The organism is Actinomadura darangshiensis, from assembly GCF_004349235.1.
Classification (GTDB): Bacteria; Actinomycetota; Actinomycetes; order Streptosporangiales; family Streptosporangiaceae; genus Spirillospora; species Spirillospora darangshiensis.
Genome location: NZ_SMKY01000057.1, coordinates 1 through 15,750, shown reverse-complemented (window position 1 = coordinate 15,750; position 15,750 = coordinate 1). Strand labels below are relative to the sequence as shown.

Sequence of the window (15,750 nt, the reverse complement as noted above, 5' to 3'; positions counted from 1 at the left end):
GTCTCGTATCTGAGACACAGGACGCCGCCGAGGGCTGGGGCTCCGGCCCGGCGCGCGTTCCAATGGTGGGTATGGGTTTCGATATGGGGGATGTTGAGGTCGGGCCGGAACCGCTGGCGTTCGAGCAGGTCGTCGCGGTCGCCCGGGACGGTGCACGGGTCTCGCTGACGGACGGGGCGCTGAAGCTGATCGGCGAGGCGCGGGCCCACGTCGAGGAGCTGTCGGCCCGCCCCACGCCCGTGTACGGGGTGTCGACGGGTTTCGGGGCGCTCGCCACCCGGCACATCGCGCCGGAGCTGCGGGCGCAACTGCAGCTCAACATCGTCCGGTCGCACGCGGCGGGATCAGGGCCCGAGGTCGAGCGCGAGGTCGTCAGGGCGCTGATGCTGCTGCGGCTGCGGACGCTCGCCACCGGGCGGACGGGCGTCCAGCCGACCACGGCCCGGACGCTGGCCGGACTGCTCAACGCGGGCATCACACCGCAGGTCTTCGAGTACGGGAGCCTGGGATGTTCCGGCGATCTGGCGCCGCTCGCCCATGTGGCGCTCGCGCTGATCGGTGAGGGCTCGGTCCGGGACGCGAACGGCGAACTGAGGCCGGCGGGGGAGGCGCTGGCGGAGGCCGGGATCTCGCCCGTCCTGCTCGGCGCCAAGGAAGGGCTCGCCCTCCTCAACGGGACGGACGGGATGCTCGGCATGCTCGTCCTCGCCATGAACGACCTGCGGAGGCTGCTCACCACCGCCGATCTGGCGGCCGCGATGAGCGTCGAGGCGCTGCTCGGCACCGACCGGGTCTTCGCCGCCGACCTGCAGAACCTCCGGCCCCATCCCGGGCAGGCCGCGTCCGCGGCGAACCTGCGGGCGCTGCTGGACGCCTCGCAGATCATGGAGTCGCATCGCGGCCCCGACTGCACCCGGGTGCAGGACGCCTACTCGCTGCGCTGCGCCCCGCAGGTGAACGGCGCCGCCCGCGACACCCTCGAACACGCCGAACTGGTCGCCGGGCGGGAGATGGCGTCCGCCATCGACAACCCCGTCGTCCTCCCGGACGGGCGGGTGGAGTCCAACGGCAACTTCCACGGGGCGCCCGTGGCCTATGTGCTCGACTTTCTCGCCGTGCCCGCCGCGGACGTCGCGTCGATGTCCGAGCGGCGCACCGACCGGATGCTCGACAAGGGGCGGTCCGCCGGGCTGCCCGCCTTCCTCGCCGACGACCCCGGCGTCGACTCCGGCCACATGATCGCCCAGTACACGCAGGCGAGCATCGTCTCCGAGCTGAAGCGGCTGGCCGCCCCCGCCAGCGCCGACTCGATCCCCAGCTCGGCCATGCAGGAGGACCACGTCTCCATGGGCTGGAACGCGGCCCGGAAGCTGCGCAGGGCGGTGGACGGGCTGGCCCAGGTGGTCGCCATCGAGATCCTCACCGCCGCGCGGGCCCTCGACCTGCGCACCCCGCTGCGGCCCGGACCGGCGACCGCCGCCGTGGTCGCGAAACTGCGCGAGACCGTCCCGCCGCCCGGCCCGGACCGCTACCTCGCCCCCGAGATCGCCGCCGCGGCCGCCCTGGTCCGGGACGGCTCGCTCGTCGCCGCCGCCGAGGCCGTCACCGGCCCGCTCGCCTAAGGAGCCCGACATGTCTGGACCCCGTCCCGTCCGCGCGCCGCGCGGCACCGCGCTGACCGCCGCCAAGGGCTGGCCGCAGGAGGCCGCCCTGCGCATGATCCAGAACAACCTCGACCCCGAGGTGGCCGAGCACCCGGACGAGCTGGTCGTCTACGGCGGCTCCGGGAAGGCCGCCCGGAACTGGGACGCCTTCGACGGCATCCTCCGGTCGCTGTCGGACCTGGAGGGCGACGAGACGCTGCTCGTCCAGTCCGGCAAGCCGGTCGGGATCTTCCGGACGCACGAGTGGGCGCCCCGCGTGCTGATCGCGAACTCCAACCTCGTCCCGCAGTGGGGGACGTGGGAGGAGTTCCGCCGGCTGGAGTCGCTCGGGCTGACGATGTTCGGGCAGATGACCGCCGGGTCGTGGATCTACATCGGGACGCAGGGCATCCTGCAGGGCACCTACGAGACGTTCGCGGCGGTCGCCGAGAAGCGCTTCGGCGGCACCCTGGCCGGGACCGTCACGCTGACCGCCGGGCTCGGCGGCATGGGCGGCGCCCAGCCGCTGGCCGTCACGATGAACGGCGGCGTCGCGATCTGCGTCGAGTGCGACCCGTCCCGGATCGAGCGGCGCGTCGCGCACCGGTACTGCGACGTCCGCGCCGAGTCCCTGGACGAGGCGCTGCGCCTCGCCGAAGAGGCCAGGACGCAGCGGCGCCCGCTGTCGATCGCGGTGCTCGGGAACGCGGCCGACGTCGTCCCCGAACTGCTCCGGCGCGGCGCCCCGATCGACATCGTCACCGACCAGACCAGTGCGCACGACCCGCTGATGTACCTGCCGCGGGGCGTGGCGTTCGAGGACATGGCCGCCGAACGCGACAAGGACCGGGACGGCTTCATCGCCAAGGCCCGCACGTCGATGGCCGCCCACGTCGAGGCGATGGTCGGCTTCCAGGACGCCGGCGCCGAGGTGTTCGACTACGGCAACTCGATCCGCGGTGAGGCGCAGCTCGCCGGCTACGCGCGCGCCTTCGAGTTCCCCGGGTTCGTGCCCGCCTACATCAGGCCGCTCTTCTGCGAGGGCAAGGGCCCGTTCCGGTGGGCGGCGCTCTCGGGCGACCCGAAGGACATCGCCCGCACCGACAAGGCGATCCTCGACCTCTTCCCAGACAACGAGCCGCTGACCCGGTGGATCCGGATGGCGAAGGAGAGGGTGCACTTCCAGGGCCTGCCGTCCCGGATCTGCTGGCTCGGCTACGGCGAGCGCGACAAGGCGGGCGCGGTGTTCAACGACCTCGTCGCGCGCGGCGAGATCAGCGCGCCGATCGTCCTCGGCCGCGACCACCTCGACTGCGGCTCGGTCGCCAGCCCGTACCGGGAGACCGAGGGCATGAAGGACGGCTCGGACGCGATCGCCGACTGGCCGCTGCTGAACGCCATGCTCAACACCTCGTCCGGCGCGACCTGGGTGTCCATCCACCACGGCGGCGGGGTCGGCATCGGCCGCTCCATCCACGCCGGCCAGGTCTGCGTAGCCGACGGAACGCCGCTGGCAGGCGAGAAGCTTCAGCGAGTCCTGACGAACGACCCGGGCACAGGAGTGATGCGCCACGCGGACGCGGGCTACGAAGCAGCCACCGAGGTGGCCGCCGAACGAGGCGTCCGCCTCCCGATGCTTTGAGTTGAGGCAAGGTGAGTTTCGAGGAGATGTGGGCGGAGCTCCTGCCCGTCGGGCGGGATGAGGCTACCGGTGGGTACCACCGGTTCGCGTGGACGCCCGCGGAGCTGGAGTGCCGCGCCTGGTTCCTGGACGAGGCGCGCCGCCGCGACCTCGACGTCGAGCACGACGCCAACGGCAACATGTTCGCCTGGTGGCTCCCCGCCGACGGGTCGCGCGGCGACGCCGTCCTGACCGGGAGCCACCTCGACTCCGTCCCGGGCGGGGGAGCGTTCGACGGGCCGCTCGGCATCGTGTCCGCGTTCGCCGCGCTCGACGACCTGCGCGGACGCGGCGTCACGCCGCGGCGGCCGATCGGGATCGGGGCGTTCGCCGAGGAGGAGGGCGCGCGGTTCGGCGTGGCGTGCCTGGGCTCGCGGCTGCTGTCGGGGGCGATCGATCCGGCGCGGGCCCGCGGCCTGACCGACGCCGACGGCCACACGTTCGCCGAGGTCATGCACAACGCCGGGTTCGACCCCGAGGCGATCGGCCCGGACGACGGCCTCCTCGCGCGGATCTCCTGCTACGTCGAACTCCACGTCGAGCAAGGACGGGCGCTGGACGAGCCGGTCGGGGTCGCGAGCGCGATCGTCCCGCACGGCCGCTGGCGGTTCGACTTCGCGGGCGAGGGCAACCATGCCGGGACGACCGGCCTGAGCGACCGGCGCGACCCCATGCTCCCGTTCGCGCACATGGTCATCGCCGCGCGCGAGGCAGCCGAGCGCAACGGCACGGTCGCGACGGTCGGGAAGATCAAGGTCGTGCCAGGCGGGGTGAACGCGATCCCGTCGTCCGTCACCGCCTGGCTGGACGCCCGAGGCCCGCTGGACGACGCCGTCCGCCGGACCGTAAAGGACGTCGACGAGGCCGCCCGCGTGGCCGCGCGCCCGCACCGGGTGAGCGTCGACTTCGCCGAGGAGTCCTACACCGAGATCGTCGACTTCAACCTGGCGCTGCGCGACCGGATCACCGCGACGCTGGGCGGGGTCCCGGTCCTGCCGACCGGGGCCGGGCACGACGCCGGCGTCCTGTCGGCCCGGCTGCCGGCGGCGATGCTGTTCGTCCGGAACCCGACCGGGGTCTCGCACGCGCCCGCCGAGTTCGCCGAACCGGCGGACCGGCTGGCCGGAGTCGAGGCCCTCACCGCGGTACTGGACGACCTGACGCGCGGGTAGGAATCCTGACATGCAGTGGCATGCCCAGCTCGCCTGGCTCGGAGACGGCGTGGCGGCCGACGTGCTCATCGAGGCCGACGGCGAGCGGATCACCAGCGTCGCGGCCGGCGTCCCGCCCTCCCCGCACGCCCAGCACCTGCCCGGACTGACCCTGCCGGGCCTCGCCGACGCGCACTCCCACGCGTTCCACCGCGCCCTCCGCTCCCGCGTCCAAGCCCACTCCGGGACGTTCTGGACATGGCGCGAGCAGATGTACAAGGTCGCCGACCGCCTCGACCCCGACTCCTACCGAGCCCTCGCCACCGCCGTGTTCGCCGAGATGGCCCTCGCCGGGATCAGCTGCGTCGGCGAGTTCCACTACCTGCACCACGAACCGGGCGGCGCCCCCTACGGGAACCCGAACGCGATGGGCGAGGCGCTGATGGGCGCCGCGTCCGACGCGGGCATCCGGATCACGCTCCTGGACACCTGCTACCTCACCGGCGGCATCGGCCGGCCCCTCACGGGCCCGCAGCTGCGCTTCGGCGACGGCACCGCCGGCAACTGGGTCCGCCGCGTCGAGTCCCTGCACGAGGCGACCGACAAGTCCGGGCGGCTGCACGCTCGCGTCGGCGCCGCGATCCACTCCGTCCGGGCGGTGCCGCGCGAGCAGCTGCGCGCCGTCGCGTCCTGGGCGAAGGAGCACCGCGCCCCGCTGCACGTCCACCTGTCCGAGCAGCCCGCCGAGAACCAGGACTGCCTGGACGCCTACGGCATGACCCCGACCCGCCTGCTCGCCGAGGCGGGGGCCCTCGGCGCGCTCACCACCGCCGTCCACGCGACACACCTCACCGACGAGGACATCGGCCTGCTCGGCACGACGATGACCGGCGTGTGCATGTGCCCGACCACCGAACGCGACCTCGCCGACGGCATCGGCCCCGCCCGCGCGCTGGCCGACGCCGGCTCCCCGATCTGCCTCGGCTCCGACCAGCACGCCGTCATCGACCTGTTCGAGGAGGCCCGCGCGGTCGAGCTGGACGAGCGCCTGCGCACCCGGGCCCGCGGCCACTGGACGGCCGGTGAGCTGCTCGCCGCCGCCACGTCCAACGGCCACTACGGGCTCGGCTGGCCCGAGGCGGGACGCCTGGAACCCGGCGCGTACGCCGACCTGGTGACCGTCGACCTCGGCTCGGTCCGCACCGCCGGCGCCGCCCCCGGCTACGCCGCCGAGGCCGCCGTCTTCGCCGCGACGTCCGCCGACGTCCGGCACGTGGTCGTCTCCGGGCGCCAGGTCGTCCACGACGGCCGCCACCTCCTGATCGACGACGTCCCCGCCGCCCTGACCGACGCCATCACCACCGTCACGGCCCCCGGCCCCGAATGACACGGCGTGAGAGGCTGCCCTGGTGAGCACCGTCATCACGAACATCGGGGAACTCGTCACCAACGACCCCGCCGCCGGCGACGGCCTGGGCGTCATCCGCGACGCGGCCCTCGTGATCGAGGACGGAACCGTCGCGTGGACGGGCCCGGCCGCAGGGGCCCCCGCCACCGACGAATCGTTCGACGCCGCCGGACGGGCCGTCCTCCCCGGCTTCGTGGACTCCCACGCCCACCTCGTCTTCGCCGGTGAACGCGCCGAGGAGTTCGCGGCCCGGATGAGCGGCCAGAAGTACGCGGCCGGCGGCATCCGCACCACCGTCGAACGCACTCGCGCCGCGTCCGACGACGACCTGCGCGACAACCTGCGCCGCCTCATCGGCGAAATGGCCCGCCAGGGCACCACGACCGTCGAATGCAAGTCCGGCTACGGCCTCACGGTCGAGCAGGAGGAACGCGCCGTCCGCATCGCCGCCGAACTCGCCGACGAGGTCACCTACCTGGGCGCCCACGTCGTCCCCGCCGGCTACGACACCGCCGCCTACACCCGCCTGGCGGCAACGGACATGCTGTCGGCCTGCGCCCCGCACGCCCGCTGGGTGGACGTCTTCTGCGAACAGGGCGCCTTCGACGCCGACCAGGCCCGCGAAGTCCTGCAAGCGGGCATCAAGGCGGGCCTGGCGCCCCGCCTCCATGCGAACCAGCTCACCCAGGGCCCCGCCGTGCAGCTCGCCGTCGAACTGGACGCCGCGTCCGCCGACCACTGCACGTTCCTAAGCGACGCCGACGTGGACGCCCTGGCCTCATCCCGAACGGTCGCGACCCTCCTGCCGGGCGTCGAGTTCTCCACCCGCCAGCCCTACCCGGACGCCCGCCGCCTCCTGGACGCCGGGGCCACCGTCGCCCTCGCCACCGACTGCAACCCGGGCTCCTGCTACAGCTCCAGCATGGCCTTCTGCATCGCCGTGGCCGTCCGCGACATGCACATGACCCCGGCCGAGGCCGTCTGGTCCGCCACCGCAGGCGGCGCCAGAGCCCTACGCCGCACCGACGTGGGCCACCTCACCCCGGGCGCCCGGGCAGACGTCCACGTCCTGACGGCCCCGTCCCACATCCACCTGGCCTACCGCCCCGGCGTCCCCCAAACAGCCGCCGTGTGGAAACACGGCCACCGTGTCGGCTGACCGTGAGAGGGAGGGCCCTGATCACTCGATCCCGTTCTTGCTCAACCACGACTCCTCTCTCCGCGGCCTCGCGGTGAACATGTCAAGTGCACGACTACGTGAGCGGTGAGCAGCCCGGCACCCGTGAGGACGACCCACAGCTGGGCTGCGCCCTTCGCGAGAGTGACGGATGCCCAGGCGATACCGCCCGCCGTGGTCACCGTGGCGGCGACGGCCGTGCGCCGTAAGCGCCCGGCCGGCGACGGCCCCCGTACGCCGTGGAGATCGGCACCCTCCGCGAGCCGATCGGCGCTCGCATCCGGGTCGGTCCCGGTGTCGGTGGCCGGCGGCCGGCGGCGGCCCGCCGTCGGCCGGCGATGCGGCGGATTTCGGCGACCTCGCGCGCGCGGGTCTCCGGATCGGCAGCCTCGGCCGCGATCTCCTCGTTCACGGCGTCGCGCAGCAGCCGCCGCAGCTCCGCACGGGTCGGTTCGGTGACGGCGTGGCAGGTGGATTCTGTCGCGGGATGGTTCCTCCTTCGCTTCATCGTTGCGCTCCTTCCTCTGCGCCTCCGGAAGAAGACTCCGGAGGTTCCTGGTCCTCCAGAGCCCGGCGCAGGTTCTGCAGGCCGCGGCGGCGATGGGTCTCCGCGGTCTTGCGGCCGATGTCCAGGTGATGCCCGATCTCCTCGCCGGTGGGGGGCGGGTCCTCGGCGATCCACATCGAGATGACCGCGCGCTGTCGCGGCGAGAGCTCGTCCATGGCCCTCCACGCCCGCTCGATGAGCGCCCTGCGCTGAGCGGACGCGTCGTCGCGGGCGTCCGGCGCGGCAGCCCCGTCCTGCTCCGCTGCCCCGTCCTGCCCGGCCTCCTTCGCCATGGCGGCCTCCAGGGCTTCCAGCGCCCGCTCTTGCTCCTTCTCGTCCATGAGCGACCCGTACTCCTCCAGAAGGCTCCTGAGCCGGCTCGCCTCCCTGATGGCGTTGACGGCCTCGTGGGACGCGATGGTCAGGATGTGGGCCCGGGGGTTGGTGCGAATCTCGTCCAGCCTCTCGAAGACCTTGATCCACGTCTCCTGGGCGACATCGTCGATGCCGATACCGGAGCGGCCGAGGATCCGCCGGATGCAGCGCAGCACCCTTTCCCGGTACTTGCCGTGCAGGTGCTCGAACAGGTCCGAGGCGGGATCGGAGCCCGCTTCGGTGCGCGGGTCGTGAGGCAGGCCTCCCATCTCAGCTCCCCTCCCGGACGTGGGCCGTGAGCGGGCTGCGGTGCCCGGGCCTCGTCCCATGGCGGGGTCTCCCCGCAGCTGTTCCGCACGGGGGGACCGCCGTCATGTGCCCGGCCGTCACCGCCGTTGTGGGCGCGGTGCCGCGGTCGGGGCCGCCGGTGAGCCGGGCTCGGCGCCCGGGTCGGCCGGAACGCCCGAGGGTGGTGGGCGCCGCCTGGCCGTCTCAACCGGCATGGTGTGTTCCTCGTATCAATGACGAGGGTGCCTTACACGCCCTATCGGACGCTTCGTCCATCACAAAGCCGCCAAAACGGGCGTCGATTGATCGGAAGCATATCCCGGTCGGCAGTGCTCGGTCGCCAATCGGAAGATCCGCCGTTAAGCGATCATTAGCCCAATGGCCGAACTCGGTGAAAATTACAGTAAGCCTTTCGCTGCGGGCCCTCTGGCCAGCGAGAGTTGTGTCCCACGTTGCTGGCGGCAAAGTCGAACAGGCCTTGTTTCACGCGAACATCGCGCCATGCGATGTTTCTGTCGAGTGAGAATCTCGTGCATTGTGTCAGTCGCGGCTCGTTTGCACGTGCAGACTCGTGTGCAGAGTGGAGGAGAGAATGGAGTCTTCTCGTGTGTCGGCGGCCGGCCGAGCACTCCGGCCGGGCGTTGGTGCCTCCATCCGGCAGCCCCTACCCGGGCACCCGCCGCCTCTTGGACGCCGTCGCCCCCGTCGCCCCGCCGCAGTGTGGAAAGCGGGTCGTCGGGTAGAGGGGGCGCAGTAGTCGACTGTGGAGGCCCCCGAATGGCTGAGTTCCTGACGGACATCAAGACCCTGCGTGAGCGCGCCCGCCAGGAGATCGACAAAGGCCCGATCACCGAGGCCTACGGCGCGGACGTCACGCGCGTGATCCAGGTGTGCAACGAGGCGCTGGCCACCGAGATCGTGTGCACGCTGCGCTACAAGCGGCACTACTACACGGCCACCGGCATCCACGCCGAGGCCGTCGCGGGCGAGTTCCTCCAGCACGCGGCCGAGGAGCAGCAGCACGCCGACATGCTGGCCGAGCGGATCGTCCAGCTCGGCGGCGACCCCGACTTCTCGCCCGACACCCTCACCACCCGCGCGCACGCCGAGTACGACGCCAGCCTCGACCTCGTCGAGATGATCAAGGAGGACCTGGTCGCGGAGCGCATCGCCATCGCGTCCTACACCGAGATCGTCCAGTGGCTCGGCGACGGCGACCCCACGACCAAGCGCGTCTTCGAGCGCATCCTGGCGCAGGAGGAAGAACACGCCGACGACCTCCGCGGCCTCCTCGAACGCCTCCCCAAGGGCTAGAGGTAGCGGCGGTTGACTCTGATCAGGGGTTCTTGGTCGCGGGTCGTGTAGTCCGTGGCGAGGGCTTCGGCGGTGAAGAGGGTGTGGTCGCCGGATTCCAGGATGTGGCGGGTTTCGCATTCCAGGGCCGCGACGCCCGTTTCCGGGATGAGGGCGTCCGAGTGTTCGCCGCGGTGGTGGGGGAGGCTTGCGAGGAGGATCCGGGCGCTGGGGCGGCCCTCGGAGGCGAAGCGGCCTGCCAGGGCCCGCTGGTTCGCCGACAGGATCGTCGCCGCCCAGCGGGGTTGGCGGGTCAGGACCTCGGTGAGGTAAGAGGTCGTGGACACGCTCGCCAGGACCATCGGGGGATCCAGGGACACCGACATGAACGAGGTGACCGTGGTGCCGAGGTCGTCGCGGCCGTCGCGGACGGTCAGGACGACCACGCCCGTGGCGAAGCCCGCGACGGCCTCGGCGAAGCCCGTGTTCAGCGGATCTCCCAGGCGCCGGGCAGGGTGAGCGGGCCGGCGGCGGGCAGGCCCAGGCGGGCGGCGAGGCCGCCGAGGGAGCCCCAGGCGTCGAAGCGGGCGGACGCGGCGGTGCGGTCCTCGCTGGACTCCGGCGGGCGCAGCCGCTCCAGGGGCGAGGAGTGCGGGTAGAGGCGGACCGGGGCGTCCGAGGCGAGGCCGGACTTCTTGCGGGCCAGGTCGAGGGCCAGGTCGATGCCGCCGAGCTCGTCGACGAGGCCGTTGTCCTTGGCGTCGGCGCCCGTCCAGACGCGGCCGCGGGCCAGTTCGTGGACGCGTTCGCGGGACAGGTCGCGGCCCTCGGCGACCTTCGCGGTGAAGTCGTCGTAGATCTTGTCGAGGGAGGCGTTGACGCGCTCCCACTCGGAGTCGCTGAAGTCCTTGGTGGCGCTGAACATGCGGGCGTGGTCGCCGTCGGCGACGGAGCCGAGGCCGATGCCGACGCGGTCGAGGAGGTCGTTCACCACGGCCTTGCCGACGACGACGCCGATGGAGCCGGTGATGGTGCCGGGCTGCGCGACGATCGCGTCGGCGGCCATCGAGACGTAGTAGCCGCCGGACGCGGCGACGTTGCCCATCGAGATGACCACCGGCTTGCCGGCGCGGCGGGCGAGGACCACCTCGCGCCAGATCGTGTCGGAGGCGACGGCGGAGCCGCCCGGGCTGTTCACCCGGAACACGATCGCCTTGACGCGGTCGTCCTTCACGGCGGCGCGGAACGCGGCGCCGATCGTGTCCGAGCCCATCGCCGGGCCCGAGTTCGGGAGCGGGCCGCCGCGGCCGCTGCGGCCGAGCCGGATGGGGCCCTGCCCGTTGATGAACGCGACGACGTCCTGCTTGCCGGGCTGCGGGAGGCGGCTCGCGAGGCTGTGCGCGCGGTTGTAGCGGGCGACGAAGCGCAGCTGCGCCTCCGCCCCGAACTCCTCGCGCAGGGCGGCGTACACCTCGTCGCGGTAGCCGAGGTGGTCGACCAGGTTCTCCTCCAGCGCCTCGGCGGCGAGCAGCGGGCCGTGGTCGGTGAGCTCGCGGACCCTGTCCTCGGGGAGGCCGCGGGCGGCGGCGATGCCGGCGGTGATCTGCTCGCCGAGCGAGGTGACGAGCCGCTGCGAGGACTCCTCGTGCTCGGGCGTGTAGGTCTTCTCCATGAACGTGTTCGCCATGGTCTTGTACTCGTACCGCTTGGCGAACCGGGGCTGGACGCCCGCCTTCTCCAGGGCGCCCGCGAAGAACGGCTCCTCCAGCGCGACGCCGGTGAGCCCGACCTCGCCGGTCGGCTGCAGGTAGACCTTGTCGAACCCGGTGGCCAGGTAGAACGGGACGGTGCCGCGGCCGCTCTCGCCGAACGTCTCCGCCCACGCGACGGTGAGCTTGCCCGCGTCCCGCAGCGCCTGGACGGCCTCGCGCAGCTCCTGCGCCATCGCCAGCCCGACGCCGCCGGTGACCTTCACGACGAGGGCGCGCACCCGGCTGTCGGTGCGGGCGCGGCGCAGCCCGTCCAGGACGTCCCGCAGGCCCGTGCGGCGCATGGACAGGATCGCCGAGATCGGGTCGGACGGCGCGGTCTCCACGATGCCCTCGGTGAGGTCCAGTTCGAGGATCAGCGGGGCCGTCCGCCGGTCGCGGGCCTGTTTGATCACGTTGACGACTGTGCCGGGATCAACCATGGCCCCAGCCTATGTGCCGTTCCCCGCTCCGGGCGTCAGCGCGCGAAGGCCTTGTTGGGGATCACGCTGGCGGACGCCTGGGCGACCGGGCGGCCGCGCGCGTCGATGATCACGGCGTTGGAGACCATGCGGGTGGCGCCCGGGTGCACGCACGTCCCGGTGACGGTGTAGGTCTGGTCCGCCTTGACGCCGCGCAGGTAGTCGATGCTGAGGTTGAGGGTGAGCATCGGCGTGAACCGCTCGCCGGTGCTGGCCGCGGCGAGGCAGACCGCGTTGTCGAGGATCATCGCGATGTAGCCGCCGTGGACGGCGCCGCCGGGGTTGCAGAGCTTCTCTCCGGGCGTCCACGCGATCTCCACCCGGCCGGGCTCGGCGTCCCGCACCTGCTGCCCGATGAAATCGGAGATGTCGGAGAAGTCGGGCAGTTGCCGGCCGATCATCTCCCGGATGAACTCCGCCCCGGACAGCGTGTTCCACAGCCCGGCCGCCCGCCGCAGGGCCTCCGGGCCCGCCTCCACGCTCAACTCGTTCTCCTTAGTGGGATGCCCGAATGGTATTCGGAGATCGCTGGGCGCGACACTGTGCCGTTCGTCACCGATGTCCGGCGCTAGGGTCGGACGCATGGGTGACGGCGACGGCTGGGCCGGATGCGGGCAGGGCCACACGCACTGGGGACGGTTCGGCGCGGCCGGCCTGCTCGCCTACCACCGCGACGCCGAGGGCCGGGTGTGGGTGCTCCTCCAGCAGCGCGCGTGGTGGGGGATCGGCGGCGGGACGTGGGGCATGTTCGGCGGCGCCCTGCACAGCCACGAGGACACCGTCGCCGGCGCGCTCCGGGAGACGCGCGAGGAGTGCACGCTCGACACCCGGATCCTGGACGTCCACGGGACGAGCGTCGAGGACCACGGCGGCTGGTCGTTCACGTCCGTGATCGGCTCGCTGTCCAGGCGCGTCCACGTGGACCCCGCGTCGCGGGAGACCCGCAGGGCCGAGTGGGTGCGGGAGGACGAGGTCACCGACCGCAAGCTGTTCGAGCCGTTCGCGCGCTCCTGGCCCCGCCTGCAGGACGCGATGAAGGGGCTCGTCCTCGTCGTGGACGCGGCGAACGTCGTGGGCGCCCGCGCCGACGGCTGGTGGAAGGACAGGGCGGGCGCGAACGCGCGGCTGCGCGACGACCTGAAGAAGCTGGGCGGCGGTGTACGCGGCCTCCCGGAGGGGGTCTTCCCGTTCGACCGCTGCTTCCCCGAAGTCGTGCTGGTCGTCGAGGGCGCCGCGCGGGGCGTGGCGGACGAGCCGTCCAACGGCGTGCGGGTCGTGGCCGCGCCCGGCAGCGGCGACGACCAGATCGTCGACCTCGTCAAGCAGGGCGGGCCGGGCAGCGACCACCTGGTCGTCACGGCCGACCGCGAGTTGCGCGCACGCTGCGAGGCCGCAGGCGCCGCCGTCACCGGCCCGCGCTGGCTCCTGGGACGCCTCTAGTCCTCGGCGCGGTCAGGCCTCGACGCCGTGCCCGGCGTCGCGCAGCGCGGCCGTGGCCTCCTTCAGCCGGTGCTCCGGGACGAGGACCAGGTCGGCGTGGTAGGTCGAGGTCACGAAGACGGGCACCCCGGCCTCGGCGAGCGGCCCCACGACCCCCGCGAGCATGCCGGGCGTGTCCAGGGAGTGGGCGGTGTCGCCGTAGAAGCCGACCCAGCGTTCCGTCTCCACGAACGGTGACGCGTCCCGGACCACGGTCAGCCCCTCTGGGGCGCGTACGAGCGCGACCCATTCGTCGTCCTCCGGGAACGTCGCGTGTGGGAGGTGCTCCACCATGAACTGTCCCGGGACGATGTGCAGACGCATCCCGACAGACTATTCAGGGGCGAGCCAGACCGCGCCCAGGGGCGGAACACGTATCGCCGCTGACGCGGGCAGCCCGTGCCAGGGCTCGGTGGTCGCCTCGACGCGGCCGAGGTTGCCGACACCGCTGCCGCCGTACTCGTAGGCGTCGGTGTTGACGACCTCGCGCCAGGCGCCCTCACGCGGAAGGCCGAGCCGGTAGTCCTCGTGCGGGTTCCCAGCGAAATTGATGACGCACGCCATCACCGGTGGCTCACCGCCCTGGGACGTCCCATAGCGCAGGTACGAAAGCGTGTTTCCGCCCGCGTCGTTGCCGTCGATCCAGCGGAAACCCTCGTGGTCGCTGTCGCGCGTCCACAGTGCGGGCTCCGCCTGGTAGGCGCGGTTGAGTTCGCGGACGAGCTTCTGCAGCCCCAGATGGTTGGCGCCCTCGGCGGCGTTCTCCATCAGCCACCAGTCCAGCGGGCGTTCCTCCGCCCATTCGGCGCCCTGCCCGAACTCCTGCCCCATGAACAGCAGCTGCTTGCCGGGATGCGACCACATGTAGGCGAGCAGCGCGCGGAGCCCGGCGAACTGCTGCCAGCCGTCGCCCGGCATCTTGCTCAGCAGCGACCCCTTGCCGTGGACGACCTCGTCATGCGACAGCGGCAGGACGTAGTTCTCCGAGAACGCGTACACCAGCGAGAACGTGATCTCGTTGTGGTGGTAGTGCCGGAACACGGGCTCGTGCCGCATGTACTCGAGCGTGTCGTGCATCCAGCCCATGTTCCACTTGAACCCGAAGCCGAGCCCGCCCAGATGCGTCGGACGGGACACGCCGGGCCAGGCCGTCGACTCCTCCGCGATCGTCATGATGCCGGGGTTGCGCTTGTAGACCGTCGCGTTCATCTCCTGGAGGAAGGAGATGGCCTCCAGGTTCTCGCGGCCGCCGTAGATGTTGGGCGTCCACTCGCCCTCTTCGCGCGAGTAGTCCAGGTACAGCATGGAGGCGACGGCGTCCACGCGCAGCCCGTCGATGTGGAACTCCTCCAGCCAGAACGACGCGTTCGCCACCAGGAAGTTGCGGACCTCGGCGCGCCCGAAGTTGAACACGAGCGTCCCCCAGTCGGGATGCTCGCCGCGCGCCGGATCGTCGTGCTCGTACAGGGCGGTGCCGTCGAACCGTGCCAGCGCCCACTCGTCCTTGGGGAAGTGGGCCGGCACCCAGTCCATGATGACGCCGATACCCGCCTGGTGGAGGCGGTCGATGAGATGGCGGAAGTCGTCCGGGCTGCCGAACCGCGCCGTAGGCGCGTAGTAGGACGTCACCTGGTAGCCCCAGGACGGTCCGTACGGGTGCTCGGCGACCGGCAGCAGTTGCACGTGCGTGAAACCCATGTCGCGCACGTACTCGGTCAGGTTCTCGGCCAGTTCCTTGTAGCCGAGCCCAGGCCGCCACGACCCGAGGTGCACCTCGTACACGCTCATGGGCTCGTGCAGCCAGTCGTGCTCCTTGCGGCCGTCCATCCAGTCGCCGTCGCCCCACTCGTAGGACGACGTGTACACACGGGACGCCGTCGCGGGAGGACGTTCGGTGAACTGCGCCATGGGGTCGGCCTTGGTGCGCCACACACCGTCCGCGCCGAGGATCTCGTACTTGTAGCACATGCCGTCGCCCACGCCCGGGATGAACAGCTCCCAGACGCCGGTGGAGCCGAGCGACCGCATCGGGTAGGCGCGGCCGTCCCAGTGGTTGAAGTCGCCGACCACGCGCACGCCGCGCGCCGTCGGCGCCCACACCGCGAAACCCGTCCCGTACACGGTCCCGAACGCGGACGCGTAGGAGCGGACCCGCGCGCCGAGCGCCTGCCACAGCTCCTCGTGCCGGCCCTCGCCGATCAGGTGCAGGTCGAGTTCGCCGAGCGTCGGCAGATGCCGGTACGAATCGTCCTGGACCGTCTCGATGCCGTCCCCGTAGGTGACGGCGAGCCGGTAGTCGGGGACGGCGAGCGGCGCCTTGCTCCCGTCGTCGCCCGAGAGGGACGACCCGTCCGGCAGCGTCCCGGTGAACAGCCCCTGGTGGAAGTGGCGGAGCGGATGCCGGTCGCCGTTCGGCAGGACGACCTCGACCTTCTCCGCCAGCGGGCGCAGGGCCCGCACCGTCACGCCGTCCCGGCC

At 72.1% G+C, this 15,750-nt stretch carries 14 protein-coding genes; 7 read left to right on the top strand and 7 right to left on the bottom strand.

The features are described 5' to 3' along the window. Positions 1 to 71: 71 nt before the first annotated feature. From hutH to hutI, 5 genes are read left to right on the top strand one after another with little or no spacing between them, the layout of a single operon-like run. Positions 72 to 1,622 carry a histidine ammonia-lyase gene (gene hutH, locus E1293_RS15280; RefSeq protein ID WP_424923634.1) on the top strand — a complete coding sequence of 517 codons (1,551 nt, stop codon included), beginning with the start codon at positions 72 to 74 and terminating at the stop codon, positions 1,620 to 1,622. Positions 1,623 to 1,632: 10 nt separating this feature from the next. Next, entirely contained in the window at positions 1,633 to 3,285 is a 1,653-nt protein-coding gene (gene hutU, locus E1293_RS15275) for a urocanate hydratase (protein ID WP_132198053.1), read from the top strand. 11 nt (positions 3,286 to 3,296) lie between these two features. Continuing rightward, positions 3,297 to 4,496 (top strand): allantoate amidohydrolase, encoded by a 1,200-nt coding sequence (locus E1293_RS15270; protein ID WP_207938871.1) that lies wholly within the window; start codon positions 3,297 to 3,299, stop codon positions 4,494 to 4,496. A gap of 10 nt (positions 4,497 to 4,506) precedes the next feature. Then, the gene (locus E1293_RS15265) at positions 4,507 to 5,862 is read left to right on the top strand and encodes a formimidoylglutamate deiminase (RefSeq protein ID WP_132198052.1); all 1,356 of its coding nucleotides are present in this window, start codon (positions 4,507 to 4,509) and stop codon (positions 5,860 to 5,862) included. Between the two features lie 22 nt (positions 5,863 to 5,884). Further along, positions 5,885 to 7,042, top strand: coding sequence for an imidazolonepropionase (gene hutI, locus E1293_RS15260; protein WP_207938870.1), 1,158 nt, complete (start codon positions 5,885 to 5,887; stop codon positions 7,040 to 7,042). A gap of 196 nt (positions 7,043 to 7,238) precedes the next feature. On the opposite strand, the gene E1293_RS15255 is transcribed toward hutI, so the two are convergent. Together E1293_RS15255 and E1293_RS15250 are read right to left on the bottom strand one after the other, a co-directional pair. After that, on the bottom strand, positions 7,239 to 7,568 hold the full coding sequence (locus E1293_RS15255; protein ID WP_132198050.1) for a hypothetical protein: 330 nt from the start codon (positions 7,566 to 7,568) through the stop codon (positions 7,239 to 7,241). Then, positions 7,565 to 8,251, bottom strand: coding sequence for an RNA polymerase sigma factor (locus E1293_RS15250; protein WP_165978233.1), 687 nt, complete (start codon positions 8,249 to 8,251; stop codon positions 7,565 to 7,567). The genes E1293_RS15255 and E1293_RS15250 overlap by 4 nt, the downstream gene beginning before the upstream one ends. A 796-nt stretch (positions 8,252 to 9,047) precedes the next feature. Between E1293_RS15250 and E1293_RS15245 the strand changes: the two genes are divergently transcribed. Beyond that, entirely contained in the window at positions 9,048 to 9,584 is a 537-nt protein-coding gene (locus tag E1293_RS15245) for a ferritin-like domain-containing protein (protein WP_132198048.1), read from the top strand. On the opposite strand, the gene E1293_RS15240 is transcribed toward E1293_RS15245, so the two are convergent. From E1293_RS15240 to E1293_RS15230, 3 genes are read right to left on the bottom strand one after another with little or no spacing between them, the layout of a single operon-like run. Next, on the bottom strand, positions 9,581 to 10,054 hold the full coding sequence (locus E1293_RS15240; protein WP_341770188.1) for a flavin reductase family protein: 474 nt from the start codon (positions 10,052 to 10,054) through the stop codon (positions 9,581 to 9,583). The genes E1293_RS15245 and E1293_RS15240 overlap by 4 nt on opposite strands. After that, the gene (gene sppA, locus E1293_RS15235) at positions 10,051 to 11,754 is read right to left on the bottom strand and encodes a signal peptide peptidase SppA (RefSeq protein ID WP_132198047.1); all 1,704 of its coding nucleotides are present in this window, start codon (positions 11,752 to 11,754) and stop codon (positions 10,051 to 10,053) included. Before sppA ends, E1293_RS15240 begins: the two co-directional genes overlap by 4 nt. Positions 11,755 to 11,789: 35 nt before the next feature. Next, positions 11,790 to 12,272: a PaaI family thioesterase gene (locus E1293_RS15230; protein WP_243716242.1), complete on the bottom strand. Its 483-nt coding sequence runs from the start codon at positions 12,270 to 12,272 to the stop codon at positions 11,790 to 11,792. Positions 12,273 to 12,375: 103 nt separating this feature from the next. Here E1293_RS15230 and E1293_RS15225 point away from each other — a divergent pair, with 103 nt between their 5' ends. Continuing rightward, positions 12,376 to 13,233, top strand: a complete 858-nt coding sequence (locus E1293_RS15225; RefSeq protein WP_132198045.1) for an NUDIX domain-containing protein — start codon at positions 12,376 to 12,378, stop codon at positions 13,231 to 13,233. 12 nt (positions 13,234 to 13,245) lie between these two features. Here the strand turns inward: E1293_RS15225 and E1293_RS15220 are convergent, their stop codons facing one another. Together E1293_RS15220 and glgB are read right to left on the bottom strand one after the other, a co-directional pair. Further along, entirely contained in the window at positions 13,246 to 13,596 is a 351-nt protein-coding gene (locus E1293_RS15220; protein WP_132198044.1) for an ACT domain-containing protein, read from the bottom strand. Positions 13,597 to 13,605: 9 nt separating this feature from the next. Continuing rightward, positions 13,606 to 15,750: 1,4-alpha-glucan branching protein GlgB (glgB, locus tag E1293_RS15215; protein WP_132198043.1), on the bottom strand; the 2,145-nt coding region annotated here is incomplete at its 5' end.